The organism is Brevibacterium sp. Z349TD_9 (genome assembly GCF_056173565.1).
In genome coordinates this window covers 3,751,298-3,776,033 of sequence record NZ_CM149680.1, presented here as the reverse complement: position 1 = coordinate 3,776,033, position 24,736 = coordinate 3,751,298, and the positions used below count along the sequence as shown (strand labels likewise).

26 protein-coding genes are annotated in these 24,736 nt (G+C 68.7%); 10 read left to right on the top strand and 16 right to left on the bottom strand.

Going from position 1 to position 24,736, the window contains the following annotated elements; genetic code table 11:
- The first annotated feature begins 85 nt into the window (after positions 1-85).
- The 3 genes from AC0VYB_RS17395 to AC0VYB_RS17385 are packed head-to-tail and all read left to right on the top strand — an operon-like array spanning position 86 to position 2,266.
- On the top strand, positions 86-706 hold the full coding sequence (locus AC0VYB_RS17395; RefSeq protein ID WP_475384875.1) for a TetR/AcrR family transcriptional regulator: 621 nt from the start codon (positions 86-88) through the stop codon (positions 704-706).
- 43 nt (positions 707-749) lie between these two features.
- Positions 750-1,535 (top strand): ABC transporter ATP-binding protein, encoded by a 786-nt coding sequence (locus tag AC0VYB_RS17390; RefSeq protein WP_475384874.1) that lies wholly within the window; start codon positions 750-752, stop codon positions 1,533-1,535.
- Positions 1,532-2,266 (top strand): ABC transporter permease, encoded by a 735-nt coding sequence (locus tag AC0VYB_RS17385; RefSeq protein ID WP_475384873.1) that lies wholly within the window; start codon positions 1,532-1,534, stop codon positions 2,264-2,266. The genes AC0VYB_RS17390 and AC0VYB_RS17385 overlap by 4 nt, the downstream gene beginning before the upstream one ends.
- 72 nt (positions 2,267-2,338) lie before the next feature.
- Here the strand turns inward: AC0VYB_RS17385 and AC0VYB_RS17380 are convergent, their stop codons facing one another.
- The 9 genes from AC0VYB_RS17380 to AC0VYB_RS17340 all read right to left on the bottom strand — a co-directional run bounded on the left by AC0VYB_RS17380 (position 2,339) and on the right by AC0VYB_RS17340 (position 12,321).
- Positions 2,339-2,914 carry a GNAT family N-acetyltransferase gene (locus AC0VYB_RS17380; protein WP_009376670.1) on the bottom strand — a complete coding sequence of 192 codons (576 nt, stop codon included), beginning with the start codon at positions 2,912-2,914 and terminating at the stop codon, positions 2,339-2,341.
- Between the two features lie 44 nt (positions 2,915-2,958).
- Positions 2,959-4,083, bottom strand: coding sequence for an ABC transporter permease (locus AC0VYB_RS17375; RefSeq protein WP_475384872.1), 1,125 nt, complete (start codon positions 4,081-4,083; stop codon positions 2,959-2,961).
- Positions 4,080-4,967, bottom strand: coding sequence for an ABC transporter ATP-binding protein (locus AC0VYB_RS17370; protein ID WP_101623372.1), 888 nt, complete (start codon positions 4,965-4,967; stop codon positions 4,080-4,082). The genes AC0VYB_RS17375 and AC0VYB_RS17370 overlap by 4 nt, the downstream gene beginning before the upstream one ends.
- A 34-nt stretch (positions 4,968-5,001) precedes the next feature.
- Positions 5,002-5,679, bottom strand: coding sequence for a TetR/AcrR family transcriptional regulator (locus tag AC0VYB_RS17365; protein ID WP_475384871.1), 678 nt, complete (start codon positions 5,677-5,679; stop codon positions 5,002-5,004).
- Between the two features lie 253 nt (positions 5,680-5,932).
- Complete coding sequence (locus AC0VYB_RS17360) at positions 5,933-6,604, bottom strand: response regulator (protein WP_009376666.1); 672 nt, start codon at positions 6,602-6,604, stop codon at positions 5,933-5,935.
- Positions 6,601-8,028 carry a sensor histidine kinase gene (locus AC0VYB_RS17355; RefSeq protein ID WP_009376665.1) on the bottom strand — a complete coding sequence of 476 codons (1,428 nt, stop codon included), beginning with the start codon at positions 8,026-8,028 and terminating at the stop codon, positions 6,601-6,603. The genes AC0VYB_RS17360 and AC0VYB_RS17355 overlap by 4 nt, the downstream gene beginning before the upstream one ends.
- A gap of 94 nt (positions 8,029-8,122) precedes the next feature.
- Positions 8,123-9,079 (bottom strand): anti-sigma factor, encoded by a 957-nt coding sequence (locus tag AC0VYB_RS17350; RefSeq protein ID WP_009376664.1) that lies wholly within the window; start codon positions 9,077-9,079, stop codon positions 8,123-8,125.
- Positions 9,076-9,690 (bottom strand): sigma-70 family RNA polymerase sigma factor, encoded by a 615-nt coding sequence (locus AC0VYB_RS17345; RefSeq protein WP_009376663.1) that lies wholly within the window; start codon positions 9,688-9,690, stop codon positions 9,076-9,078. The genes AC0VYB_RS17350 and AC0VYB_RS17345 overlap by 4 nt, the downstream gene beginning before the upstream one ends.
- Before the next feature lie 177 nt (positions 9,691-9,867).
- Entirely contained in the window at positions 9,868-12,321 is a 2,454-nt protein-coding gene (locus AC0VYB_RS17340) for a molybdopterin-dependent oxidoreductase (RefSeq protein ID WP_009376662.1), read from the bottom strand.
- Positions 12,322-12,503: 182 nt separating this feature from the next.
- On the opposite strand from AC0VYB_RS17340, the gene AC0VYB_RS17335 reads away from it, so the two are divergent.
- Positions 12,504-13,007: an OsmC family protein gene (locus AC0VYB_RS17335; RefSeq protein WP_009376661.1), complete on the top strand. Its 504-nt coding sequence runs from the start codon at positions 12,504-12,506 to the stop codon at positions 13,005-13,007.
- 66 nt (positions 13,008-13,073) lie between these two features.
- Here the strand turns inward: AC0VYB_RS17335 and AC0VYB_RS17330 are convergent, their stop codons facing one another.
- On the bottom strand, positions 13,074-13,958 hold the full coding sequence (locus AC0VYB_RS17330) for an alpha/beta hydrolase (RefSeq protein WP_009376660.1): 885 nt from the start codon (positions 13,956-13,958) through the stop codon (positions 13,074-13,076).
- 137 nt (positions 13,959-14,095) lie between these two features.
- Between AC0VYB_RS17330 and AC0VYB_RS17325 the strand changes: the two genes are divergently transcribed.
- Positions 14,096-14,785, top strand: a complete 690-nt coding sequence (locus tag AC0VYB_RS17325; protein WP_009376659.1) for a trimeric intracellular cation channel family protein — start codon at positions 14,096-14,098, stop codon at positions 14,783-14,785.
- 13 nt (positions 14,786-14,798) lie between these two features.
- Here AC0VYB_RS17325 and AC0VYB_RS17320 read toward each other — a convergent pair whose 3' ends face one another.
- A complete protein-coding gene (locus AC0VYB_RS17320; RefSeq protein WP_009376658.1) occupies positions 14,799-15,491 on the bottom strand; it encodes a GOLPH3/VPS74 family protein in 693 nt (230 codons plus the stop codon).
- A gap of 148 nt (positions 15,492-15,639) precedes the next feature.
- On the opposite strand from AC0VYB_RS17320, the gene AC0VYB_RS17315 reads away from it, so the two are divergent.
- Positions 15,640-16,491: a polyphosphate kinase 2 family protein gene (locus AC0VYB_RS17315; RefSeq protein ID WP_040341354.1), complete on the top strand. Its 852-nt coding sequence runs from the start codon at positions 15,640-15,642 to the stop codon at positions 16,489-16,491.
- Positions 16,492-16,589: 98 nt separating this feature from the next.
- Here the strand turns inward: AC0VYB_RS17315 and AC0VYB_RS17310 are convergent, their stop codons facing one another.
- The 3 genes from AC0VYB_RS17310 to AC0VYB_RS17300 form a co-directional block, all read right to left on the bottom strand.
- Positions 16,590-17,012 (bottom strand): OsmC family protein, encoded by a 423-nt coding sequence (locus AC0VYB_RS17310; protein WP_009376656.1) that lies wholly within the window; start codon positions 17,010-17,012, stop codon positions 16,590-16,592.
- A gap of 155 nt (positions 17,013-17,167) precedes the next feature.
- Entirely contained in the window at positions 17,168-17,773 is a 606-nt protein-coding gene (locus AC0VYB_RS17305) for an isochorismatase family protein (RefSeq protein WP_009376655.1), read from the bottom strand.
- Positions 17,774-17,982: 209 nt separating this feature from the next.
- Positions 17,983-18,348, bottom strand: a complete 366-nt coding sequence (locus tag AC0VYB_RS17300; protein ID WP_009376654.1) for a hypothetical protein — start codon at positions 18,346-18,348, stop codon at positions 17,983-17,985.
- Between the two features lie 102 nt (positions 18,349-18,450).
- On the opposite strand from AC0VYB_RS17300, the gene AC0VYB_RS17295 reads away from it, so the two are divergent.
- Positions 18,451-19,218, top strand: a complete 768-nt coding sequence (locus AC0VYB_RS17295; protein ID WP_475384870.1) for an MOSC N-terminal beta barrel domain-containing protein — start codon at positions 18,451-18,453, stop codon at positions 19,216-19,218.
- 150 nt (positions 19,219-19,368) lie between these two features.
- Here AC0VYB_RS17295 and kynU read toward each other — a convergent pair whose 3' ends face one another.
- Positions 19,369-20,643: a kynureninase gene (gene kynU / locus AC0VYB_RS17290; RefSeq protein ID WP_009376652.1), complete on the bottom strand. Its 1,275-nt coding sequence runs from the start codon at positions 20,641-20,643 to the stop codon at positions 19,369-19,371.
- A 70-nt stretch (positions 20,644-20,713) separates the two neighbouring features.
- Here kynU and AC0VYB_RS17285 point away from each other — a divergent pair, with 70 nt between their 5' ends.
- Together AC0VYB_RS17285 and AC0VYB_RS17280 are read left to right on the top strand one after the other, a co-directional pair.
- Complete coding sequence (locus AC0VYB_RS17285) at positions 20,714-21,199, top strand: Lrp/AsnC family transcriptional regulator (RefSeq protein WP_009376651.1); 486 nt, start codon at positions 20,714-20,716, stop codon at positions 21,197-21,199.
- Between the two features lie 209 nt (positions 21,200-21,408).
- The gene (locus AC0VYB_RS17280; RefSeq protein WP_009376650.1) at positions 21,409-21,840 is read left to right on the top strand and encodes a VOC family protein; all 432 of its coding nucleotides are present in this window, start codon (positions 21,409-21,411) and stop codon (positions 21,838-21,840) included.
- A 57-nt stretch (positions 21,841-21,897) separates the two neighbouring features.
- Here AC0VYB_RS17280 and recQ read toward each other — a convergent pair whose 3' ends face one another.
- Positions 21,898-23,730, bottom strand: coding sequence for a DNA helicase RecQ (gene recQ / locus AC0VYB_RS17275; RefSeq protein WP_475384869.1), 1,833 nt, complete (start codon positions 23,728-23,730; stop codon positions 21,898-21,900).
- A 118-nt stretch (positions 23,731-23,848) separates the two neighbouring features.
- Here recQ and AC0VYB_RS17270 point away from each other — a divergent pair, with 118 nt between their 5' ends.
- Positions 23,849-24,727 carry an AbiJ-NTD4 domain-containing protein gene (locus tag AC0VYB_RS17270; protein WP_475384868.1) on the top strand — a complete coding sequence of 293 codons (879 nt, stop codon included), beginning with the start codon at positions 23,849-23,851 and terminating at the stop codon, positions 24,725-24,727.
- The last annotated feature ends 9 nt before the right edge of the window (positions 24,728-24,736 follow it).

The following is a 24,736-nucleotide window of genomic DNA, read 5'->3' as shown; positions in this document are numbered from 1 at the left end:
GGACCAGCGCGCGATGCCGGTGCCGGCGCGGTCTCCCCCTCCGGGCTCAGTGCCCAGCCGATCGCGCCCGACTAAGCTGAGGTCTGTGCCCCCGAACCAGCGCCGCCGCGGTCGTCCGCCGAAGTCGTCCGGCGGTGACGCGCGCCAGGCGATCGCCGAGGCGGCCGCCGCCGAGTTCTCCGAGCGCGGCTACGACGCCGCCTCGATGCGGGGGATCGCCCGCCGGGCCGGCGTCGACCCCGCCCTCATCCACCACTACTTCGACTCGAAGGCCGCCCTCTTCGCCGAGGCGGTCAGGCTTCCCGTGCGCCCCGACAGAATCGTCCGCCGCGCGCTCGACGCCCCGCTCGACCGCCTCGGCGATGCGATCGCGACGACGGTGCTCACGGCGTGGGAGGATGCGCGGGTCAAGCCCGTCGGCATCACCCTGCTCAAATCGGCGATCGGGGGTTCGGCCGCAGGCGGTCTGGTCAGGCAGTTCCTCGTCCGCGAGCTCGGCAGTCAGATCGCCGGCAGGCTTGCGGCCGAAGGCGTCGAGGCGACCGAGGCGGATCTGCGGGCCTCCCTCGTCCTCGCCCAGATGGCGGGGGCGCTCATCGTCCGGCACGTCATCGTCCTCGAACCGCTCGCCTCGGCGCCGCTGGACGAGGTGATCGCCCGGGTCGGTCCGGCCGTACAGGGGCACATCGACGGTCGTGGCGGCTGACCGACCCTTGACGTGAGCGCGCATCGGGCGTGTAATTCATCATATGGTGAATAATTCGATCGAGATCCGGGACCTCACGGTCCGGCGCGGGAGGACGACGGTCCTCGACCGCCTCGATCTCAGCGTGCCCGGCGGGGAGATCGTCGGACTCCTCGGCCCGAGCGGCAGCGGGAAGACGACGCTCATGCGGGCGATCGTCGGGGTGCAGACCATCCGCGGCGGCGAGGTCAGCGTGCTCGGACGGCGCGCGGGATCGTCCGCACTGCGCCACCGGGTCGGCTACATGACCCAGCAGGCGAGCATCTACGACGACCTCACCGTCGAGCAGAACCTCCGCTACTTCGCCCGCGTCGTCGGGGCTTCGGCGACCGACGTCGCCCGAGTGATCGAGCGCACCGGGCTCAGCGCGCAGGCTCGCCAGCTTGCCCGGACGCTCTCAGGCGGTCAGGCGAACCGGGTGTCGCTCGCGGCGGCGATGCTCGGCACCCCCGAGCTGCTCGTCCTCGATGAGCCGACGGTCGGCCTCGACCCCGTGCTGCGCGCCGAACTCTGGGACATCTTCCGGGGGCTCGTCGACGACGGGGCGACGATCCTCGTCTCGAGCCATGTCATGGACGAGGCCACGCGCTGCGACCGGCTCCTCCTCATGCGCGACGGCCGTGTCATCGCCGACTCGTCTCCGCAGAGTCTCCTCCGCGAGACCGGGTCGGCGACGGCGGAGGACGCCTTCCTCCGGATCATCGAACGCGACCTCAGCGATGACCGAGGTCAGGGCCACCGCCTCCTCGGCGAGAGGCGCCCCGCCCGGCCGAGGGGAGGTCGGCGATGACCCCGCAGCGCACGCTGGCGACGACGGGTCGCGTGCTCGCCCAGATCCGCCACGATCCCCGCACGATCGCCCTCCTCCTCGTCGTGCCGAGCCTGCTCATCGGGCTCGTCGCGTGGATCTTCGACGAGACCGATGTGTTCGAGACGATCGGGCCGGCGATGCTCGCGCTCTTCCCGTTCATCGTCATGTTCCTCGTCACGAGCATCGGCACCCTGCGTGAGCGGCGCAGCGGCACCCTCGAGCGCCTGCTGTCGATGCCGCTGGGCAAGGGCGACTTCATCCTCGGCTACACACTCGCCTTCGGTCTCCTCGCGATCGTCCAGACGGCGATCGCCGTCGCCTTCGCGGTGGGGGTGTGCGGTCTGACGATCGACGGCTCGCTCGGCCTCCTCTTCGTCGTCGCGATCGCCGACGCCCTGCTCGGGACCGCACTCGGGCTGCTCGCGAGCGCGTTCGCCCGCACCGAATTCCAGGTCGTCCAGTTCATGCCGGTCCTCGTCTTCCCGCAGATCCTCCTCGGCGGGATCTTCCTCCCGCGTGACCGACTGCCCGACGTGCTCGAGGTGATCGGCGACTGGCTGCCGCTCTCCCACGCGATCGACGCGCTCACGGCGGTGGCGACCGGGGACGAGGACGCGGGCTGGGTGTGGCTGCGGATCCTCTTCATCGGCTGCTGGATCGTCGGGGCGATCGTCGTCGGGTCGCTCACCCTGCGCAGGCGCACCCCGTAGGAGCCGTGCGCGGTGCGTCGTCATCGCTTGCTGATGCGGCGGGCGGGGTGGTGCGATCGGGTCGGGAGGTGTTCACGCGGTGACGCGGTCGCTGGCGAGCATGGCGAAGACGAGGGTGTCGGTCCACTCGCCCTTCGACCACCAGTCCTGACGCAGATGCGCCTCCCGCTTCATCCCGATCCGCTCGGCCAGCTTCGCCGAGGCGGTGTTCCGGGCGTCCATCTGCGCGACGACCCGACGCAGCTCACAGTCGTCGAAAGCCATGTTGAGCACGGCGATCGCCGCCTCCGAGGCGAAGCCGTGACCGCTCGCGGCAGGGTCGAGCACCCAGCCGATCTCCGCCTTCGTCGGATCAGTGCCGTCGAGCCAGATCCCGATGTCGCCGATGACCCGCGACCCGGCGATCGCGTCGTTGTCGTCATCGGTCTCGATGACGAGGGCGAGCGCCTTCGCCTCCCCACTCAGCCCCGTGCGCTGCAGCCGCTTGCCGACCTCGGTGCGCGCCGCCTCGGCGGTCCACGGGTCGCCGAGGAGGAACCGCGAGACGTCCTCGCGGGAGTAGATCGGCAGCAGCGCCTCGGCGTCGGAGGGCTGGTAGGTGCGCAGTCGCAGCCGATCGGTGTGCAGCGTCAGTGCCGGCTCGCTCATAGCGTCTACCGAACCACGCCGGGACCCCGCGGTCAAGGTGCGGGTCACGCAGGACTCAGGGCCTGCCTCCACGTCACCCGCGGACCCGAGCGGAGGATCGAGCCCTCGAAGATGCGGGTCGCGAGCAGCAGGGCGAGGACGGTCGTGACACCGAGGATCGCGAGCGAGACGACCGGCTCCCACCACTCGGTCGTGCCCATGAACACCCGCATCGGCACGGCGACGGCTGCGGAGAACGGAATGTAGCTGAGCACGGCCATGACCGCCTCGTTGTCGGCGAAGAGGACGACGGCCATGTACGGCAGGAGGATGAGCATCATGAGCGGGGAACTCGTCGACCCGAGGTCCTCCGACCGGGAGACCATCGAGGCGGCCGCAGCGTAGAGGGCGGCGATCATGACGAAGCCGACGACGAAGAGCGGGATGAACCACGCGATCGGGGCGGCGAGGCGGCCGAGGACGAGATCGTTGCCGCTGATCGCGGCCCCGACGAGGACGGCGACCGCGGTGAGCGCGATCTGCGCGAACGCGAGGATCGAACACGCGATGACCTTGCCGAACATGAGCACCTTCGCCGAGGCGGAGGCGAGGAGGATCTCGACGATGCGCGACTGCTTCTCCTCGACGACGGAGGACGCGATCGTCATCCCGAAGGTCATCGCGGAGCTGAGGAAGATGAGCCCGAGGCCGAGCCCGATGAACTTCGTCAGCGTCGGATCCGGGGCGTCGGGGTCGAGGATCTCGACGTCCGGGGTGAGGCTGAGCGCCCCGGCCAGCGACTCCGGGGCCGACCGCAGGGCGATGACGGTGGTGCCGGTCGGCGAGTCCGGGGAGTCGACGACGGCCGCGGCGACCGCCTCGGTGCGCACGAGCTCCTTCGCCTCCTCGACGCCGGCAACCTCGACCGGTTCGATGCCCTCGATCCCGGCCACGGTCTCCGCCGAGGTCACCGCCACCTTGTCCGTCGAGGCGAACAGAGAGGGCAGCGCCCCCGATGCGGCGACGGCGGCGCCGAAGAGGACGATCGAGAGCAGGGTCGAGATCATGAACGCCTTCGACTTCACCCGCACCATGATCTCGCGTTCGATGACGAGGCCGATGGCCGTGGTGAAGCTCGCCCGGGTGGGCCGGGTCGGTGCAGTCCGGTCCGTTGCGGTGATGGTGCTCATGGCTGCGTGACCTCCTGGAAGAGACGGTTGAGTGGAACGGAGTGCGGAGCGAACGACCTCACCGAGGACACGGACAGCGCGCGGCGCAGGACCGCCTCGGCGGCATCGGCATCCGGGGCGGTGAAGCGCACCCACGAGCCGTCGAACTCGGTGACGTCGACCTCGGGGACCTCACGGACCCACGCGAGGTCGGCGTCGGCCTCGAGCGTCCACTCGGGCAGGCTGCGGGAGCGGCGCAGCTCATCGGCCGTGCCCGTCGCGATGAGCCTGCCGTCACCGATGATGACGAGGTCGTCGACGAGGCGTTCGACGAGGTCGAGCTGATGGCTCGAGAAGAGGACGGGGGCGCCGGTGGCGGCGAAGTCCGAGAGCACCTGGAGAGTGCGTTCGACGGCGGCGGGGTCGAGGCCGGAGAAGGGCTCGTCGAGGACGAGGGCGCGCGGGCTGTGGATGAGCGCGGCGGCGATCTGGACCTTCTGCTGGTTGCCGAGGCTGACCGATTCGAGGGTGTCGCTCGGCTCGCCCTTGAGGTCGAGGCGCTCGAGGAGGTCGAGTCCGCGGCGCTTGGCGTCGTGGCGGCTGAGCCCGTGGAAGCGGGCGAGGTAGACGAGCTGATCGATGATCGGCATCTTCGGGTAGAGCCCGCGCTCTTCGGGCATGTAGCCGATCGCGCTCCGATCGGCAGGGGTGATGTCGGTGCCGTCGACGGTGATCCGTCCGCTGTCTGCGGCGAGGACGCCGAGGAGGATGCGCATCGTCGTCGTCTTCCCCGAACCGTTCGATCCGACGAAGCCGGTCATCCGGCCCGCGCCGATCGAGAAGCTCAGGTCGTGGAGCACCTGCGTGGCACCGAAGCTGCGGGAGATTCCCTCGAGAGTGATCATGCTCCCACGCTACGGCCGAGCGGCCGTCTGCGGTTCAGTCGTGCGGACGAGATCGGACTCCGCTGGCCGGGGGAGCCGAGGCTGCGGCGCTCGCCTGGTCGATGAGCAGGCAGGCGAGAGCGACGGTGCGATCGACGTCGGCGTCGTCGAGCAGTGGTGCACCCGGGATGAGGGAGCGCATGAGGAAGGGGCCGACGCTCGCCTCCATGAGGGTGTCCATGTCGAGGCCGGAGCGCACCGCGTCTCCGCGCTCCTCCGCCCGGGCGAGGATCGCCTCGAGCACAGCCATCCGCTGCGGGAGGAAGCCCTCGACGAACGGTCCCGAGGTCTCCGGGGACTCCTGCATGTGCGCAAGCCAGCCCGGCATCGCCGCCCGGACGAACGGGTCGTTGAAGATCTCGGCCTGTGCAGTTTGGAAGGCACAGAGATCGCCGGTCAGCGACCCGGTGTCGGCGGGGACGCTGAGCTGATGGCGCCGTTCGACGAGCGCCGGGACGAGGTCGGCGACGCTGTCGAAGCGACGGTAGAAGGCGGGTTTGCTCGTTCCGGCCGCTTTGACGATCGCCGCGATCGTCGCCGCCGAGTAGCCGTCGTCGATGATGATCCGTGCCGCCGCGTCGAGGATCGAGGAGTCGATCGAATCGTCTCGAGGGCGACCGGAGAGCCTCTGGATGATGATGTCGACAATCCTTCTTCGGGTCGGGTCGCTCACGTCGACTGCAGCCGGGACTCCCGGCACCAGGGACGTTGAAGAACATCTTACATTGCGTTACGCTACGTAATGCAAGTGGAGACCGACTCCGCGTGCACTCCCCGAGGAGTATCCGATGACGGCAATCCCCAGAGGCGCCTCGGCGTTCTCAGCCTCGTCATCAGGGGCTGCCGGTGCGCTCGAACCGGCAGCCCCCGGACCCTCAGCGGGCTGAGCTCCTCCGGACCGTTCACGGCCCGCGTCGCTCTGACCGTCAGCGGTCCGCGCGGCCTTCGCCGACTCTCACGACCCCGTTCTCATACGCCCAGATGACCGCGTGCGTGCGGTCGCGGATGCCGAGCTTCGCGAGCACATTCGACACGTGCGTCTTCACCGTCGCCTCCCCGAGGAAGAGCTGCCCGGCGATCTCGGCGTTGCTCAGACCCGTCGCGAGCAGGCGGAGCACCTCGTGTTCGCGGTCGGTGAGAGAGTCGAGCTCGGGCGCCGGGGCGGCGCTCGCCGCCGGAGTGCTCACGGAGCGTTCGATGACCCGGCGGGTGACCTCGGGTGAGAGGAGACCGTCCCCGCCGGCGAGCGCGGCCACGGCGTCGATGAGCTGTTCGGCCTGTGCGGTCTTGAGGAGGAATCCGCTCGCTCCCGCCGCGAGGGCGTCGAAGAGGAAGTCGTCGCGGTCGAAGGTCGTGAGCATGAGCACGGCGCCGGCGGCGCCCCGACGGACGATCTCCGCGGTCGCGGCGAGCCCGTCCATGACCGGCATCTGCACGTCCATGCAGATGACGTCGGGGGAGAGTTCGAGGGCCCGATCGACGGCCTCCTGCCCGTTCTCGGCCTCACCGACGACCACGATGTCGTCCTCGGACTCGAGGATCGTGCGGAAGCCGGTGCGGACCATCGACTGGTCGTCGACGAGGAGGACTCGGATCATGGGCTGACCTCCGCTGGGGCGAGTTCGTCGGGGGTCCTCGCCGAGGCGGCATCGACAGCGGGGTCCCCGGACGGGTCAGGGGTGTCGGTCGCATCGACCGTCCCGGAGCGGTTGCCGCTCCGGAGGGGATAGGGCAGGCGGGCCCGGACGAGCCAGCCCCCGCGTGACTTCGGGCCGGCCTCGAGGGTGCCGCCGAGGGCGCTCATGCGTTCTCGCATCCCGATGATGCCGAGCCCTGTGCCGACCGAGGCGGCAGAGCCCGTCTCCTGGCCGGGAGCGTGGTGGGAGACGGTGGCGTCGGCATCGGTCTCCGGGAGGTGGCCGGTGGACGCGGTGCGCCGACGTGCATCGCTGACCTCGACCTCGAGTTCCGCATCGCAGTAGCGCAGGCGCACCTCCACTTCGGCGTCGGCCCCCGCGTAGCGATGACAGTTCGTCAGGGACTCCTGGATCACGCGATAGACGGAGAGCTCCATGATCGGGGTGAGTGGACGGGGCTCGCCGAGGGTCCGGAACTCGAGGCGCTGCCCGTTCCGACGCGCGTTGTCGAAGAGCTCAGGAAGGTCGCCGAGACCGGGATTGCCTGCGCCGTCGGTTGTCGGGGCTGTCGGGCTGCCGGAGTCGCGGAGGGTGTGGACGAGGGTGCGCAGCTCCTCGACGGTCTCCCGTGTCGAGGATTCGATGATCCCCAGCGACTCGCGTGCCCGGTCGGGGTTGCGCTCCATGCTGCGCCGCGCTGCGGCCGCGTGGATGCTCACCCCGGCGATGTGGTGGGCGACGCCGTCGTGGAGTTCGCGGGCGATGCGGACGCGCTCGAGGTCGAGCGCCTGATCGGCGAGCTGTCGGCCCTGGCGGCGGACCTCGTTGTTGGCGCGTCTGAGCTCGGCGAGGAGGAGACGCTGATTCCACGCCCGGTCGCCGAACAGCCAGGCGCCGCCGAAGAAGATGATGTTGATGAGGACGGTGATGCCGGAGTTCGCGGCATACTGGAGGACGGTGAGGCTGCCGAGGTTCGAGAGCTCGATGACCGCACCGACGATGAGGGAGGCGAAGATCGCCACGCAGAGCAGGAGGCGGGAGAGGAACGCCGAGCGGCGGTCGCTCTGCCACGCTCCGATCGCATACGTGCCCATGAAGAGGGCGATCTGGGAGACACCGGGCTCCATCGCCCCGAGGAATTGGGCGGTGACGTAGATCGCCGAGATCAGCCACGCGGTGACACTCGGGTGGAGTCGGCGCCACGGCAGGGGCAGGGCGACGGCGACCGATGCCGTGCAGGCCATCCAGAGTGGGACCTCGAAGGGCCAGAAGCCGCCGGCATCGTAGAGTGCGGCGAAGACCGCTGAGCCGATGGCGAGCGCCGCGACGAGGTACCAGTCCCCGACGCGCGGTCGCCGCTCCTCGATGGTGATCGGATCTGCCATGCCTCCAGCTTAGGCAGTGCCGACCCCGGAGACATCCGCCTCTGTGCGGAAACGCCTCCGCCGAGAGGTGGACGCGAGCGGCGCTGCCGGCTGACTACAGCTCGACGGCGACGATGGGATCGCTCGTCGGCTGCGGCGACCCGCCGGAGGGCTCGACGGTGATGCCGAACTGGCTGCCGGCGGTGAACGTGCGATCGTCGATCTGCGCGCCGGCACCGGACATCAGGCCCGCGCTCTCTGGGCCGTCGGCGTCGATGACCCACATCTGCAGGTCCGAACCGCTCGGGACGTCGACATTGCTCGCGGACACGCGGATGACCTGCTCGGCCTCCGAGGAGACCACGGTGACCGAGCCGCCGTCGGGCAGCTCGGCCGTCGACGTCTTGAGGTCGGGTGCCGTCATCAGCCGCGTCGTCTCATCGAGCTGCTTCTGCGTGTGCTCGAGGCGCTCCTGGAGCGCGTACTGACGCTGCTGGGTCTGCCACGAGTTGATGCCGAAGCCCGCGATGACAAGGGCCACCGCGGCCGCTGCCGCCGCCCACGGCAGCCATGCCCGTCGGCGGCGTCGCTCGGCGAGGTCGACGGGCTGGTCGTCTCGGGGCGAGGCGGGTGACCCCGCGGATGCAGCGTCGGTGGACGCAGCGCCTGTGGATCCGGTTCGGGCCGAGGGCGGGGCCGCGGTCCCGTTGCCCGCCGCGACGGGCCCGGTCGGTGCGGATTCCATCTGACCCGTCTCGTTTGGTCGGGTGACCTCGCGCAACGGTGCCGGCGAACGGTCGGCCGCCTCGGCGGGACCGGCATCGGCGGCATCGGCAGCACTGTCCTCCTGTGCCACCGTCTCGGGCAGAGCGAGGATCGCGGTTCGGGTCTCTTCGCTCACGCTCTGGGGCTCGTCGGACATCGCCATGAGGGCGGCGGTGTCGGCGTAGGCATCGACTTCGGCGCGGAAGTCGGCGTCGGTGTCGGCCAGGGCGCGCGCCTCGGCGAGTTCGCTCTCGCTCAGCCCACCCAGGGCCAATCCGGCGGCCAGATAGTCACGATCTGCGTTCATCGGCTCGCCTCCAAGTCTCTTCGCAGCTTCTTCATTCCGTCTCTGATCCTCGATTTGATCGTGCCCAGGGGGACTCCGAGCTCCTCTGAGATCTGAGCGTGGGTCTTCCCCTGATAGAACGCCATGACGATCGGCGTCGATTGGTCGTCGGGCAGAAGCTTGAGGGCTGAGACTGTGCGATCCGACTCTGCTTTGCTGATGACTGTCTGTTCTACCTCCTCATCGACGGTGGCGGCCTGGCGCAGGCCGTCGGCGACGTCCCGGTCACGGGAGGCCTGCACGCTGCGCACGCAGTCGATCGCGCGGCGGCGGCACATCGTCACGAGCCACGCCCGGCCGGTGCCGCGGCCGGGATCGAAGCTGCGGGCCCTTGCCCACACCTCGGCGAAGCACTCCTGGAGGACCTCCTCGGCGAGCGAGCGGCTCATCACGATCCTCACGATCACGGCCATGAGGACGGGGGACTGGGAGACGAAGAGCTCCTCGAAGGCTCCGCGGTCGCCCGCGGCCACCTCGACGAGGAGCCGACCGCAGGGATCGGCCGCCGGCGGCGAGCCGATGCTCTGACCGGGCGGTGCCTCTCCCTGCGCGCCAGGATCGTGGGAAGTCATGTTCCCATCATGTCATCTCCGCCTGAGGTGATGGGGCGACATTCCGGGAGCGCGGGGTGCGAGGGACCGGTGAATGTCGCCGGAGACCGGACCACTGGGGTCGCGGCCCCCGGCGACTCCTCCCATCCCTCAATTGGGAGGCCTGTGCGCGCCTTGCGGGGAAGGCGCAGGCGTGTCTCACTTCGGAGGCATGAGCACGCTGTCGACCATGTAGACGGTCGCGTTCGCCGTCTTCACACCGCCGCAGACGAGCTTGGCGTCATCGAACGTGAGGTCGTCGCCGCTGCCGCCGATCTTGACCTTCGAACCCTCGACGGTCTCCTGCTCACCGACGACCTCGTCCGGCGAGAGCTGGCCGGGGATGACGTGGTAGGTGAGCACCTTCGTCAGTTCGTCGGCGTTGCCGGCGAGCGCATCGAGGTCGTCCTTGGGGATCTTCTCGAAGGCGTCGTTGACCGGGGCGATGACGGTGAATTCGTCGCCGTTGAGCGTGTCGACGAGGTTGACGTCCGGGTTGAGCTTGCCCGAGACGGCGTCGGTGAGCGTCGAGAGCATCGGGTTGTTCGACGCGGCGGTGGCCACCGGGTCCTGAGCCATGCCCTCGACGGAGCCGGCCCCATCGGGGTTCTGCTCGGCGTAGGCGGCGCAGCCGGATCCGACGAGCTCGGAGTCGGCCATCGCCTCCTCCGAGGCCGGCGCGGAGGTCTCCGCGGACTCGCTCGACTCGGTCTCCGAGCCGCCGCCCTCCGAGCCGCTGCCGGTGCCCGAGCAGCCCGAAAGTGCGAGGATACCGATCGCGCCGGCCGAGAGGAGTGTGGCAGTGCGGGTGCGAAGTGTCTTCATCGTTCTTCTCCTTGTTTCACTGTGGTGCGGTTCTCTGGTCGACACAGCGCCTGTGTGTCCTGCTGTGTACCCGGGGTTCGCAGCCGGGCGGGTTCTGGATGGGTGGTTGAGGAAGAAATCTCTTTCGCTGATCTCAGTTCTCATTCGACGGTGAACTGGATGCCGGTGATGACCGGTCGCGGAGTTCGGGATCGACTCCCGCCGCTCGGCCGTCTGCACCGTGCCCTCACCGTCGACGGCGCGGACCGTGATCGCGTGCGTGCCCGCACCGACGTCGGGGAACTCCGCCCGCCACTGCCGCCACGTGTCGTCGCTGACGTCGGCGCCGAGTTCGGCCCGCGTCCAGTCGCCGTCGTCGAGGCGGACCTCGACCCGCTCGATCCCGCGCGTCTGCGCCCAAGCCGAACCGCCGGCGACGACGGTGCCTGCGGCGACCCGGGCGAGGGGGCGGGGGACGTCGATGCGCGAGGCGACGAGGATCGGTGCCTTCGCGTCCCACCCTCTCTGCGTCCAGTACGCCTCCGCCCGATCGAAGCGGGTGACCTCGAGTTCGGTCACCCACTTCGTCGCTGAGACGAAGCCGTAGAGTCCGGCGACGACGAGCCGGGCGGGGAAGCCGTGCACGGGTGTGAGTGGCTGCCCGTTCATTCCGACTGCGAGGAGGGCGTCGCGATCATCGAGCATCGCCTCGAGCGGGGTCGAGGCCGAGAAGCCGTCGTCGGACTTCGAGAGGACCATGTCCGCTCCCGGCTGCGGCCGTGCCCGGCGGAGGAGTTCGCGAACGGGGTAGCCGAGCCACGTCGCCGTCCCGACGAGATCCCCTCCCACCGGGTTAGAGACGCAGGTGAGCGTCGTGTGCTGCTCTTCGAGCGGAAGCGCGAGGAGCTCGTCCATCGTGAGCGTCACCTCGTTCTCGACCATTCCGTGGATCCGCAGGGACCAGGTGCGAGGATCGATCGTCGGCGGGGCGAGCACGGTGTCGATGCGGTAGAAGTCCTTCTGGTCGGTGATGAATGGTTCGATCCCCTCGACGCCGAGGCTGGCCTCGGGTGGGATCGGCCGTGCCCTCCGCGCGGCGCGGGGGAGGACGAAGTTCGCCGCGGCGGCACCGGCCTCCCGCGTCAGGGTGACAAGCGACTGCCCTGCGGCGACGCCGATCGCGCCGATCACCGCCGCCGTGCCGGTGAGGGCGAGGAAGCGGCGGCGGGAGGTCGGCCGCTGCCGTGATGGGCTGCGGGTGAGGAGCCGGGTGACGGGTGGGGGAGCGCTCGGGGCGGTGTCGTCGGTGACCCGGGGCGGGGCGACCGCCTCGGCGGGGGTCGGGGCAGCGTCACCGGCGGCGGGGGACCGATCCTCCATCCGCAGTCCGAGTCCGAGGACGACGAGCCCGACCACGAGCCCGAGGAGAGTGGGCACGAGGTCGAGGAGGCGCGCACCGGGTGCGGAGAGCACGACGACCGCGGGGACGAGCCCGGCGAGGGTGAAGGCGGCGAGGGCCGCCCGCGGTCGCACTGACCCGAACCAGCCGATGAGGCCGCCGAGCACGAGTGCGCCGAGGCCGACCGTGGCGACGAGGACGAGTTTGTCGTTGTCGCCGAAGATCGCGATGACCGGTTTGATGATGCTCGTCGGGGTGAGCGGGATGATCGCCTGACCGAGAGCGAGCAGCGGCGCGGAGTTCGGGCCGATGAGCCGGGCGATGAGGTCGGCGAGGCCGAAGAGGACGAGGGTCGCGGCGGCGCCGAGGAGGATGGGCAGCCAGCGGACCGAGCGCAGAAGTGGTCTCATGCGAGGAGTTCGGAGCCGGGCGGGCTGCGGATGAGCCGGGCGGGCTGCGGATGAGCCGGACGGGCGTCGGATCAGCCGAGCGGGCGTCGGATCAGCCGGGCGGGCTGCGGATGAGCCGGACGGGCGTCTCCATTTCACGAAACGTTCAGCCGCGTGTCTCTTCGCCGTCGTAACATGGATCAATGACTGAGAACCCCGGATACGCCGAGCCGCAGGCACGCCGCGAAGACTCGGACGATGCACCCAAAGGCGCCAACGCTCCCATCTACACCGCGAAGGTGGAGAACCTCGGCGGCACCTCGGGAGAGGTGAGGGTCGAGGACGGCCCGACCCTGGCCACAGCGCCCACCTCCCACACGGAGCTCGGCAGCAATCCGGAGCAGTTCCTCGCGATGGCGTGGAGCACCTGCCTCGGCGAGACCCTCAAAGTGGTCCTCGCCGTCAACGACCTCGAGGCCCTCTCCCGGGTCCGCTGCGAGGTCGACCTCCACCGGGACAAGTCCGGTGGCTACTACTTCGTCCCCCGCGCGTACGTCTCGATCGATGGGGTCTCGGATGCGGACGCGGAGAAGTACGCGGCCCGCGCCCACGCCCGCTGCCCGATCTCGAAGCTGCTCAAGGGGATGGGCTCCCCGAGCGTCGAGATCGAGGCCTACAAGAACCCCGACAACTTCCTGCTCAGCTGAGCACTCTCGCCGCCTCGGCTCGGGTCGGCTGCGCTGAGCGCGCTCACCCGGCCGGTGTCGACGTGATCACCCGGTCCGCACCTCGGCGACGATGTCCGCGATCTGCGCTGCCGCTTCGGCGGGGTCGATGAGCCATCCCAGATGCGAGGTCGGCAGCGTCCGCACCCGGTAGGGGTTGTCGGGGGTGAGCGCGTCGCCCTCGGCGATGAGGCGGTCCTGCATCGCCGGAGGGATCGACCGATCCTCGTCGAGGCGGACGTACGTCCGTGGGATCGTCCCCCACGTGCCCGCGTGCGCCCGATCGTCGGCACCGCCCGCGTCGAGTCCCTCATCGGTCTGGAAGGTGCTGAGGAAGGTGAGGAACTCGTCGTCGCTGCGGTCGGCGGCGAAGAGGTTCTTGAGCGCGGCCAGTTGCTCGCCGGCGGCGGCGCGGAAGTTGCAGCGCAGCGCCCCGAGCTCGGCCGGATTCCCGACGAGCAGGGATGCGAGGACCGTGGAGTCGACCCCCGCCATCTCCGGCTCCCCGTTGTACGCGGCGGCCTCGAGGTCGACGGGAGCCCACGCCGAGACATAGACGAGATGGTCGACAAGCTCCGGGTGGGCGTTGGCGAGCGCGGTGAGGGCGACACCGCCGCGGCTGTGGGCGAGGACGATGACGGGTCCGAACCTCCGGAAGCTCACCAGCGCCTCGGCGAGGCTGTCGACGGCATCGTCCAGACTCACTCCGGCCATCGCACTCGGTGAGGTGGCGAGGGTGGAGAGATCCTGCGGTGAATGGTAGCCGGCGGGAACGGACGCGGCGAAGCCGTGACCCGGCAGGTCGAGCGCCGCCGAGCGGACGCCGTGGCCGGCCAGCGCCGCCTGGAGCGGGGCGAAGGTCAGCGAGTTCGCGAACGCTCCGTGGATGAGGACGACGGTGGGCTCACCGGACGGCGTTGTGTGCTCGGTCATGGGGCCAGCCTAGCGGCGCCGCCGAGGATGTGAGGGTCACCGTGGGCATGTGGGTCACGCCGCCGGGTTCTCATCAGCCGCACTACAGTGGTGGCGGGAGCGCCGCGAGTGGCTGCGGCCCGGATCAAGGAGTCGGTGTGTCATTCGTCGCGATCGTCCTGCTCGTGCTCGACCTCATGGGCACGTTCGTGTTCGCGATCTCCGGTGTGCTGCTTGCCGCCCGGCGCGGATTCGACATCACCGGCGGGCTCGTCCTCGGGATGCTCGCCGGCATCGGCGGCGGCATCATCCGCGACATCCTCCTCGACCGTGTGCCCAACGCGATCGCCCACCCCGTCTACTTCGCGCCGCCGCTGCTCGCGACGCTCATCGTCTACCTGCTCGGGCGGCACACCCTGCGGGCGCGGATCTGGATCATCGTCTTCGATGCCATGGGGATGGGCCTCTTCAGCCTCACCGGCACCGCGATCGCGCTCGACGCTGGGTCAGCGGCACCGGTGGCTCTGCTCATGGGGGCGCTCACCGCGTGCGGCGGCGGACTGCTGCGTGACGTCGTCGCGAACGAGGACCCGGCGATCTTCAGCGGCACCGACCTCTACCTCATCCCCGCTCTCTTCGGGTCGGGTCTGACGATCATCGCCGACCGCACGGGCGTCCTCGGCGGCGTCACCGCGGTGCTCATCGCCGCGCTCGCCTTCGGGTTCCGGATGCTCGCGTGGAAGCTGCAGTGGCGGGTGCCGCAGCCGATGCGGCAGTGGTCGTTCCGCGCGAAGGAGGGGCGGTCCCGACGGAAACGGCTGCCCTCGGTGTTCCGTCGCCCGGACTGAGGGGGTACCTCAGTCAGAGGATCGGCGCCGAGGTGGCCGAGGAGGTCAGGGCGCGCACGGCCTTCGCGAGCTCCTCGGTGATCTCCCTCGACTCCTGTGTCGTGCCGGGGGCGGTGACCTCTCCCGTTTCGATCGCACGCAGACGCTTCGCCACCCCCGCAGTCCACGGCATCCGCGGCTGCAGCTGGACGTAGACCTGGGAGGCGGAGACGAGCGCGATGATCCCCGCCGTTCGCGCGTCGGGGTCGGCATCACCGTCGAGGACGGCGGTGACGCGATCGCGCAGCGGCGCCTCGGCGCGGGAGTCGGCGGCAGGCCATCGGGTCACCGGCAGCACGCCGAGGATCTTCCTCGTCTCCCGGATGATGAGTCCGCGGCGGGCGAGGCGGTCGAGGACGGGCTGTCGGACGTCGATCCCGAGGGCGGAGACGAGCCCGTACGCCGAATGCTCCCGCGTGCCCATCGCCCGCAGCGCCTCGGCGAGCAGCGGATCGATCGCCGGATCCGGGCTTGTGCGCCGGGCATGGATGAGGGTGCCGGCGGAACGGCGGTGGGAGTGGACGTCGAGGCGCGCGGTGAGGGCGAGTTCGACGAAGATCGCAGCAGGCAGAAGGCAGTGGAGGACATTGGCTCCGGCGATCGCGGTGCCGTCGTCGGCGAGCAGGAGGAGCATGAGCTCTTCGACGATGAGCAGATCGTCGTCCATGGGCACACTCCTCCCGCCGCTGTGAAGGTTGGTTCAAGGGTAGGGCATGGGAAGGCGCCTTGCCCAGAGTCGCGGCGGGCAGGGCGGTCACTGCGGGGTGCTCGATGTCGGTGTGGACGCTGGGTCACCCACCTGCGAAGATGTTCGCATGAGCAGCCATTGGACGCAGGACCCCGGCCCACTGTTGCACGTCGGAGAGGGATTCCGCCTCGGCGATGTCGATCCGGAGTCGACACCCGGCTACGAGGGTGAGAAGAAGAGCGGTCAGCGGGATCTCGCCGCGGCCGCCCCGAACCTCGACGATCTGCAGGAGCGTCTCTTCGCGGCGCACCATGACAAGGACTCAGGGCCTGCCGTCCTCCTCGTCCTTCAGGCGATGGACACGGCGGGCAAGGGCGGGATCGTCCGCCACGTCGTCGGATCCGTCGACCCGCAGGGTGTCGAACTCGCCGCGTTCAAGAAGCCCACCGAGGAGGAGCTCGCCCACGACTTCCTCTGGCGGATCCGCAAGCGGGTGCCCCGTCCGGGGATGATCGGCGTCTTCGACCGCTCCCACTACGAGGACGTGCTCATCGGCAAGGTTCGCAGCCTCGCCGATCCGGCGGAGATCGAACGCCGCTACGACGCGATCAACGCCTTCGAGGCCGAACTCGCCGAGGCGGGCGTCGTCATCATCAAGGTCATGCTCCACATCTCGCCCGAGGAGCAGCGCGACCGCCTCCTCGAACGCCTCGACCGGCCGGACAAGCACTGGAAGTACAACCCCGGCGATGTCGACGAGCGCCTGCTCTGGCCTGCGTACATGGAGGCCTACCAGGACGTCTTCGAACGGACCTCGACGGCCATCGCTCCCTGGTATGTCGTACCTGCGAACCGGAAGTGGTACGCGCGCCTCGCCGTCCAGCGCCTCCTCATCGATGCCCTCTCAGCGATCGATCCGCAGTGGCCGCCGGCCGACTATGACATCGAGGTGGAGAAGAAGCGGCTGCTCGCGAGCTGAGCCTGCCCGTCCGGGCGGCGAACCAGTGCGGAACCTCAGCGGAAGCGGCGGGCCTCGCGTGTGAGCAACCCCGCGGGGCCGATCGGCCATCGGCGGTGTCAGTCGCGGTGGATCCTCACATCGACGGGCGTCGGATGCTCGATGGTGCGCGAGACCGTGCAGTACTTGTCGTGGGAGAGGGCGACGAGCTTCTCGATCTGGGTATCGGCCCTGCGGCCGGCCTCGTCGTCGGGGAACGCGAGGTCGAAGTCGAGGTGGACGTTCTCGAGCCGGTTCGCGCCGTCCTCGACGACCTTGTCCGCGCTCGCTCGCACGTCGAAGCGCGTCGGCTCCGTCCGCCGGCTCGTCACTGTGTCGACGTCGATCGACGAACACCCGGCGACGGCGGCGAGCAGGAGTTCGACGGGCGTCATCAGACCCTCGCCACGGCCGAATTCGATGCTCGCGCCGTTCGGAGCGGTCGCACGGTAGTGGTTCTCTGCGATGCGGGTCAGTTCGATGCTGCGCGGGTCTTCGCTCATGGATCCATGATCGCAGAAGGGCCGACTGCGCTACCGTTCTGTGACTGACGCGGTGCTGGCGGAGCCAGGCCCGTGCCTGGACGCTGCAACGGCGCTGAGGCGCACGCGCCGATGGACCGGTTCAGTCAGATCCAGCTCAGTCTGATCCGGTTCAGTCACCGAACCCCGAAGTCGACCTCCGCGGACTCCTGCACCCGCGCCTGTCGTCCGGGACCGGATTCGAAGGTCCAGAAGAGGTTGGTGTGAGAGACGACGTCCTGGGGCGGCGGTGCGCCCCACTCGGTGAGATCCTCGGTCGTGTGGGCGTCGGAGACGAGGGTGACGTCATAGCCGCGGGCGAATCCGCCGTGGATCGTCGAGCGCACGCAGCAGTCCGATTGGGCCCCGGTGACGACGAGGTGGCCGATGCCCCGGCCTGCGAGCACCTCGTCGAAGTCGGTGTCCTCGAAGCTGCTTGCATGGGTCTTCTCGACGATCGCCTCTCCCTCTGCCGGGATGAGCTCCTCGACGATCTGCCATTGGTCGGAGCCCGGCGGAAGCCCGGCGGAGCTGTGGCGGACCCACACGACCTCGGTCCCGGACTGTCGGGCACGCTCGACGAGGTCGGCGATCGTCGCGACCACCTCGGCGGCGTTCCAGGCTGCGGCCAACGCAGCATACTGGGCGTCGAAGACGACGAGCGCGGAATTCGGTCTCTCGGCGGGCAGAGCGGCGGACGGGGCAGCGGTGTTCGGTGCGGCGGCGGGGGTGTTGTTCGACATGCGATCCTCCTTGATCGTCGTGCACATGCACGGTCACTGACAGGCTAGCGTCCGCCCGTGACACGACGATAGGCCGTGCCGGGGCACGACGGACGGGCGGATCGCACCGGAACGCAGACGACCGCCTCGGCGCGGGGATGCGGCGAGGCGGTCGGGATGCAAAGATGCCGGACGACCTGCTGGCGTCCGGTTGACCGGACGGTCGGGACTCAGGCGGCGGTCGGGTTCCTGCGAGCGGCGATGAACGAGCGGATGCCGAGGATGATGTAGATGATGAGCAGGACGAACGTCACCGTACTGATGATGACGGCGGCCGGACGCTCGGCGGTGCCGGCGAAGAGATCGCCGAGCTTGAGGACGTTCATGAACGTGCCGAAGACGCCGAGGAGGGCGACGACGAGGGCGATGTGGATGCCGATCTTCGGGCGGCGGATCCCGATCCACCCGCAGATCGCGATGATGAGACCGAGGATCGCGGGGATGAGCGCGGTCCAGCTCGCCATACCGGTGGCGAGCCATCCGATGACGCCCAAAAGGATGAGGATGATTCCGAGGCCGATGGTGATCTTCGGCATGTGCAAGCTCCTTGGTGGTCGGTGCACGGCTGCTCATCAGCCTAGTGGCGGCGAGGTGCGGGCGCGGATCATCACCTAGTGTGGGACGCAGATGTTCGAAGGGTGGAATGGGAGGGGGGCGCCGAGGTGGACGACGACGTTCTCGACGTTCGTGCCGTCGGCTTCTCGCCGATCAAGGGCACGCGGCACCTCGTGCAGCCGCAGGCCCGGTTCGATGCGGCGGGTCCGCTCGGTGATCGGCGCTTCTGCCTCGTCGACATGCGCACCCGGCGCGTGCTGCGGACCGTGCAGAATCCTTCCCTGCTCGTCGTCGTCGCGCGGATGCAGGGTGAGGCGCTGGAGACGGTGCTCCCCGACGGAACCGCGGTCACGGCGGTTCCTGAGCCCACCGGTGAGACGCTCACCTGCGACTACTGGGGTCGGGCGGTCGACCTGACGTTCACCGACGGCGACCACGATGAACTGTTCTCGACGCATCTGGGGCGGCCGGTGCGCCTGGCCGAGGCCCCGCGCGGCGGCGTCGTCTTCGGCCAGCCGCTGACGATCGTCGCCACCGCCTCCCTCGCCGAGGTGGCAGGGGGTGCGGCGGTGACCGATCTCTTCCACCGCTTCCGGGCGACACTGCTCGTCGACACGAACGAGCCGTTCGCCGAGGAGACGTGGCTGGGACGGGTGATGACCGTGCGCGGGACCGGAGCGGTGGGCGGGCTGCGGGTGCGCATCGGGGGACCGGTGCCGCGCTGCGCGGTCATCGACCTCAATCCGACCACCGGCGAGCGCACCGGCAGTCTGCTCACGACGCTCGCCGCGACAAGGGCGACGAACCGGGCGGGTGAGCCCTTCTTCGGCGTCTACGCCGAGGTGGTCTGAATCTCAGCGCCCTTCGGCGTTCGGCACCCCGGCGCCAGATTGCTCAGTGCCCGGGGGTGCTGAGATTCGACGCTCGCGCCCCCGAGGGTTGCTCAGCGTCCGGAGGTTTGCCGAGACTCGACGCTCGCGCCCCCGAGGGTTGCTCGCGGCCTACGTGACGGCGCCGCGGACCTTGAACTCGGGGGTGTCCCAGAGGCGATTGTCGAGGATGTCGCGCAACGCCTCGACGGTGTCCCATACGTCGGCGAACCCGAGGTAGAGCGGCGTGAGGCCGAAGCGCAGGATCGAGGGCTCCCGGTAGTCGCCGATGATGCCGCGGGCGATGAGGGCGCTCATGATCGCGAACCCCTCCTCGTGGGCGATCGAGACCTGTGAGCCGCGGTGCTCATGCTCGCGCGGGGTGACGATCTCGACCGGGTGGTGGGACAGGCGCGTCTCGACGAGTTCGATGAAGAGGTCGCTGAGTTCGAGCGACTTCGCCCGCACCGCACCCATGTCCGCGCGCGCGGCGACGTCGAGCCCCACCTCGGCGACGGACATCGAGACGATGCCCTGCGTGCCGGTGAGGAAGCGGCGGATGCCCTCGGCGGGAGCGTATCCGGGGCTCATCTCGAACGGCTTCGCATGGGACCACCATCCCGACAGAGGCTGGGCGAAGCGGTTGCGATGCTCCTCGGCCACCCAGATGAACGCCGGGGATCCCGGCCCGCCGTTGAGGAACTTGTACGTGCAGCCGACCGCCATGTCCGCACCGCCCCCGGCGAGGTCGATGGGCAGGGCGCCCGCGGAATGGCAGAGGTCCCAGATCGCCAGCGCCCCGCCGGCGTGGATCGCCTCGGTCGTCGAGCGCATGTCGAAGAGGCGGCCGGTGCGGTAGTTGACATGGGTGAGGACGACGAGGGCGACCTCGTCGGTCATCGTCGTCGGGAAGCCAGCGGTCACCTCGGCGTCGTCGACGAGGCGGACCTCGTACCCGTCGTCGAGCTGCTCGGCCAGGCCCTGGAGCATGTAGATGTCGGAGGGGAAGTTCTCCCGCTGGGTGAGGATGACGCGGCGCTCGGGCCTGTCCTCGGCCTGGATCCGCAGCGCCGCCGAAGCGGCCTTGAAGAGGTTGATCGACGTCGTGTCCGTGACGACGGTGCTTCCGTCGCCGCCGCCGACGAGGCCGGAGACCTTCTCACCGAGCGCGGCGGGAAGCTCGAACCACCCGGCGGTGTTCCACGAGCGGATGAGGCCCTCGCCCCACTCGTCCTCGATGACCGCGGCGGCGCGTTCGGCCGCACCCTTGGGGCGGGCGCCGAGCGAGTTCCCGTCGAGGTAGATCGTGTCCGTGGGGATGATGAAGTCGTCGCGGAATCCGCGCAGAGGATCGTCGGCATCGCGGCGCTGACAGGCGGCCCGGTCGAGAACGGTGAGTTCGGTCATGTTCCCATCGTGCCGGAAGTGCGGGATGATCGGAGTGAAAGTGAACGATCCACGGAAATGGAGTGAGAGAATGGGTAATCGTTCGGGTCTGATCGTCGATCATCGCACACCGGAGTCCGATTCCCTCGCCGAGGTGGACCTCGCGATCCTCCGTGAGCTCAGTGCCGATGCCCGGATCTCGAACCGGGAGCTCGCCGAGCGTGTCGGCATCGCCCCGTCGACATGCTCGGGGCGGGTGAGTGCGCTGCGTCGGCGCGGGGTGATCAGGGGCTTCCATGCCGATATCGACCTCGAGGCGCTCGGACTCCACGTCTTCGGCATGATCTCGGTGCGGATGACGCCCGTGGGGCGCGCTTCGATGGCCGCGGTCATCGATCGGCTCCTCGCGGTGCCCGAGACGCTCGAGGTCTTCCAGGTCTCGGGCGAGCGTGACCTCCTCGTCCACATCGCCACGACCCACCCCCTCGGCCTCCATGCCTTCATCGATGAGCACCTCGCCGATCAGGCGATCGCCCACACGCAGACGAGCCTCGTCTTCGGCCACCACCGCGGGTGAGTGCGCTTCCGCGGGGAAGTGCGGTTTCGACGGCAGGCGCCGATGGTGAGGGCGGGTTTGACGGCAGGCGCCGAGGCATTGACGGTCTGACCAGGGCAGGCGAGGATGAGCAGGGGAATCCTCGGAGGACCCAGACTCAATGAAGACCCGCGCCCCAGCGAAGACCCAGCCCACCGCGGGTGACCCGCACCCTCTGCGAAGGAGCAGACATGACCGAGATCTTCGTCAACCTCCCCACTCTCGACCTCGAACGCTCGAAGGCGTTCTACTCAGCGCTCGGCGCGACGATCGTCCCCGAATTCACCGACGCGAACGCCGCGTGCGTGAAGTGGGAGGACTCGATCTTCTTCATGATCCTCACGAAGGACTATCTGCAGTCCTTCACCGACAAGCCGATCATCGACCCGCATGCGAGCGCGCAGGCGATGACGGCGCTCAGCCGCCCCTCCCGCGAGGACGTCGACGCGATGCGCACAGCGGTCCTCGAATCCGGGGGAGGCGAGAACCGCCCACCGCAGGACCACGGGTTCATGTACGCGATCAGCATGACCGATCCCGACGGGAACATCATCGAGTTCATGTGGATGGACCCAGCCGCCGCCGAGGCGGGACCCGAGGCCTTCACCGAGACCGAAGGATAGGCGGCAGGCCAGTCCGACGGCGGGCGCTCGCCCGGGCGGAGGCGCTCGGGCGACGCGTCAGCCGAGGTGGGCGGCGATGACCTCGAGCACGGCCGGACCGTAGCGGTCGAGCTTCTTCAGCCCGACGCCGCTGACCTGGCCGAGCTCGGCGACGGTCCGTGGCTTCGCCTCGACGATGCCGTAGATCGTCGCGTCGGGGAAGACGACGTACGCGGGCACCGACTGCTCCTTGGCCTGCTCGGCCCGCCATGCGCGCAGGGCTTCGAACAGTGCGGAGTCGGCGGTATCGAGCGTGATGTCCCCGCCTCGGCGCTTCGCCCCTGCGCGCGAACCGCCGGATCGCTTGACGGGGTCGATGCGCATCGACACCTCGGCCTCCCCACGCAGCGCAGGGTCGGCGGCGGGACCGAGGACGAGCACGCCGTAGTCGCCGTGGGATTCGAGGAGTCCACGGGCGAGACTCTGACGGACGACGGCCTTCCACTCGGTCTCCGAGAGGTCGGCGCCGACGCCCCACACGCTGAGCTGGTCATGGTTCGACGCGCGGGAGCGGTCGTTGTCGTTGCCGCGCAGGACGTCGATGACCTGGCCGGAGCCGAAGCGCTGTCCGCGTTCGCGGTCGAGGCGGATGACGGTCGAGAGCAGCTTCTGCACGGCCACCGTCGCATCCCAGGTCGCCGGCGGGGTGAGGCAAGTGTCGCAGTTGCCGCACGGGGCGGAGTCCTCGTCGAAGTAGCGCAGAAGCTGGACTCGACGGCAGTCGACGGTTTCGCACAGGGCGAGCATCGAGTCGAGGTGGGACATCACCCGGCGTTTGTGCGCCTGGTCGCCTTCGCCGGATTCGATGAGGCGGCGTTGGGAGACGACGTCGCCGAGGCCGTAGACCATCCACGCGTCCGCGGGCAGTCCGTCGCGGCCGGCGCGACCGGTCTCCTGATAGTAGCCTTCGACGCTGCGGGGCAGGTCGAGGTGGGCGACGAAGCGGACGTCGGGTTTGTCGATGCCCATGCCGAACGCGATCGTCGCGACCATGACGATGCCGTCCTCGCGGAGGAAGCGGGCCTGGTACTCGGCGCGCACCTCGGCGGGGAGGCCGGCGTGGTACGGCAGGGCGGGGATGCCGCGGGCCACGAGCGCCTCGGCGAGCTGTTCGACGCTGCGCCGGGAGAGGCAGTAGACGATTCCGGAGTCACCGGGGTGTTCGGTGGTGATGAAGTTCAGCAGTTGCGACCGGGCGGAGGCCTTCGGTTCGATCCGGTACGTGATGTTGGGGCGGTCGAAGCTTGCGACGAAGTGCTCGGCGCTCTGGAGGTGGAGGCGCTCGGTGAGCTCGGCATGCGTGGCGGGGGTCGCGGTCGCGGTCAGGGCGATGCGGGGGACCGTGGGGAACCGTTCGGCGAGCACCCCGAGGCCGAGGTAGTCGCTGCGGAAGTCATGACCCCACTGGGAGACGCAGTGGGCTTCGTCGATCGCGAAGAGCGAGATGTCGGCGCGCTCGAGCAGCTGCATGGTCCGGGGGAGGACGAGCCGTTCGGGGGCGAGGTAGAGGAGGTCGAGTTCGCCGTCGAGGAGCCGACGTTCGACCTCCTGGGCTTCGTCGAGGTCGAGGGTCGAGTTGAGGTAGGCGGCCGACACGCCGAGGTTGTCCAACGCGGCCACCTGATCGGCCATGAGCGCGATGAGCGGGGAGATGACGACGCCGGTGCCGTTCCGGACGAGACTGGGGATCTGGTAGCACAGCGATTTGCCGCCGCCGGTGGGCATGAGGACGACGGCGTCCCCACCGGAGATCAGCCGGTCGACGATCGCTGCCTGCTGGCCGCGGAACTCCTCGTATCCGAAGACATCGTGGAGGACGTCGAGGGCGGAGGTCGTGGCTGCGGCGGTCATGCCGACCAGCCTAGTGGAGGGGACTGACACGATCGCACAGGTGCTGGTGAGGTGCCGCTACTGGCGGGGCTTCGTGTTGTGAACTTGAGACCCTAGGGAGGGCAGATATCCTCCACCTATGACTTCATTTTCGGAACGAATGGGTCATCGCGCGAGACGGACTATTGTTCAAACCGATGGCCTCGACACTGAAACTCGAACAGCATTTTGGAATGTAATCGTTATATTTCGCGAAATTGTTGGAGGCAAGCAAAGGCACCCGCGCTACGCAAGGTCAACAATTGAAGAACTCCTTTTGCGATTATGGGCTCGATACTTCAAGAGTCCAATTGATGACAAGCCGAGCAGCTTTGACGTCTGGCAAGATATTAAGGAGGTGATTCTACGTTCGAGCTGGGTTGATGCGTTTGATCTCGTCGAATTATTGGCGAAAATACTCGCAGAACTTGACCGGAAGCGAGGAGAAGAATATAGCGCACTATTTGCCGACACGCTCAACGATCGTTTCGAGCAATACTTGGTGGGTTATCGATTTATTAACAACGAAATAGTTCCGATTGATTCCAATATTGACATTGACTCGATAGATGGCGCGTTGTCGGCTTCGGGTGTAATTCCCGGGGCTCATCGTGCGCTCGAGCGAGCAGTGGAACTCCTGGCCGATAGGGAGAGCCCGGATTACGCCAACTCTGTCAAAGAGGCGATTTCGGCGGTCGAGGCAGTCATCAATAAAATCACCGGGCAAAGCACGTTGGGAGGTGGTTTGAAACAGCTCTCCGCGTCGGGCGTCGTATTGCATCCAGCGTTGGTAACTGGTTGGTCGAATATCTATGGATGGGCGTCGGATGAGAACGGCGTGCGGCATGGTGGTGTGGACGCTGCGTCCATAGATCAGGCAATGGCCAAGTATATGCTCGTCACATGTTCTGCGTTCGTCGCTTATCTCATTGAAGAGGGTCGGAAAGCCGGACGGATCTCGGAGATTTCTGTTCCGTAGCCTCAAATG

Bases quoted from the DNA above. Each gene is read 5' to 3' on its own strand.
- AC0VYB_RS17390 (WP_475384874.1), top strand. From the start codon at position 750: ATGGTGAATAATTCGATCGAGATCCGGGACCTCACGGTCCGGCGCGGG.
- AC0VYB_RS17385 (WP_475384873.1), top strand. From the start codon at position 1,532: ATGACCCCGCAGCGCACGCTGGCGACGACGGGTCGCGTGCTCGCCCAG.
- AC0VYB_RS17380 (WP_009376670.1), bottom strand. From the start codon at position 2,914: ATGAGCGAGCCGGCACTGACGCTGCACACCGATCGGCTGCGACTGCGC.
- AC0VYB_RS17375 (WP_475384872.1), bottom strand. From the start codon at position 4,083: ATGAGCACCATCACCGCAACGGACCGGACTGCACCGACCCGGCCCACC.
- AC0VYB_RS17370 (WP_101623372.1), bottom strand. From the start codon at position 4,967: ATGATCACTCTCGAGGGAATCTCCCGCAGCTTCGGTGCCACGCAGGTG.
- AC0VYB_RS17360 (WP_009376666.1), bottom strand. From the start codon at position 6,604: ATGATCCGAGTCCTCCTCGTCGACGACCAGTCGATGGTCCGCACCGGC.
- AC0VYB_RS17355 (WP_009376665.1), bottom strand. From the start codon at position 8,028: ATGGCAGATCCGATCACCATCGAGGAGCGGCGACCGCGCGTCGGGGAC.
- AC0VYB_RS17350 (WP_009376664.1), bottom strand. From the start codon at position 9,079: ATGAACGCAGATCGTGACTATCTGGCCGCCGGATTGGCCCTGGGTGGG.
- AC0VYB_RS17345 (WP_009376663.1), bottom strand. From the start codon at position 9,690: ATGACTTCCCACGATCCTGGCGCGCAGGGAGAGGCACCGCCCGGTCAG.
- AC0VYB_RS17340 (WP_009376662.1), bottom strand. From the start codon at position 12,321: ATGAGACCACTTCTGCGCTCGGTCCGCTGGCTGCCCATCCTCCTCGGC.
- AC0VYB_RS17335 (WP_009376661.1), top strand. From the start codon at position 12,504: ATGACTGAGAACCCCGGATACGCCGAGCCGCAGGCACGCCGCGAAGAC.
- AC0VYB_RS17330 (WP_009376660.1), bottom strand. From the start codon at position 13,958: ATGACCGAGCACACAACGCCGTCCGGTGAGCCCACCGTCGTCCTCATC.
- AC0VYB_RS17320 (WP_009376658.1), bottom strand. From the start codon at position 15,491: ATGGACGACGATCTGCTCATCGTCGAAGAGCTCATGCTCCTCCTGCTC.
- AC0VYB_RS17315 (WP_040341354.1), top strand. From the start codon at position 15,640: ATGAGCAGCCATTGGACGCAGGACCCCGGCCCACTGTTGCACGTCGGA.
- AC0VYB_RS17310 (WP_009376656.1), bottom strand. From the start codon at position 17,012: ATGAGCGAAGACCCGCGCAGCATCGAACTGACCCGCATCGCAGAGAAC.
- AC0VYB_RS17305 (WP_009376655.1), bottom strand. From the start codon at position 17,773: ATGTCGAACAACACCCCCGCCGCCGCACCGAACACCGCTGCCCCGTCC.
- AC0VYB_RS17300 (WP_009376654.1), bottom strand. From the start codon at position 18,348: ATGCCGAAGATCACCATCGGCCTCGGAATCATCCTCATCCTTTTGGGC.
- kynU (WP_009376652.1), bottom strand. From the start codon at position 20,643: ATGACCGAACTCACCGTTCTCGACCGGGCCGCCTGTCAGCGCCGCGAT.
- AC0VYB_RS17285 (WP_009376651.1), top strand. From the start codon at position 20,714: ATGGGTAATCGTTCGGGTCTGATCGTCGATCATCGCACACCGGAGTCC.
- AC0VYB_RS17280 (WP_009376650.1), top strand. From the start codon at position 21,409: ATGACCGAGATCTTCGTCAACCTCCCCACTCTCGACCTCGAACGCTCG.
- recQ (WP_475384869.1), bottom strand. From the start codon at position 23,730: ATGACCGCCGCAGCCACGACCTCCGCCCTCGACGTCCTCCACGATGTC.
- AC0VYB_RS17270 (WP_475384868.1), top strand. From the start codon at position 23,849: ATGACTTCATTTTCGGAACGAATGGGTCATCGCGCGAGACGGACTATT.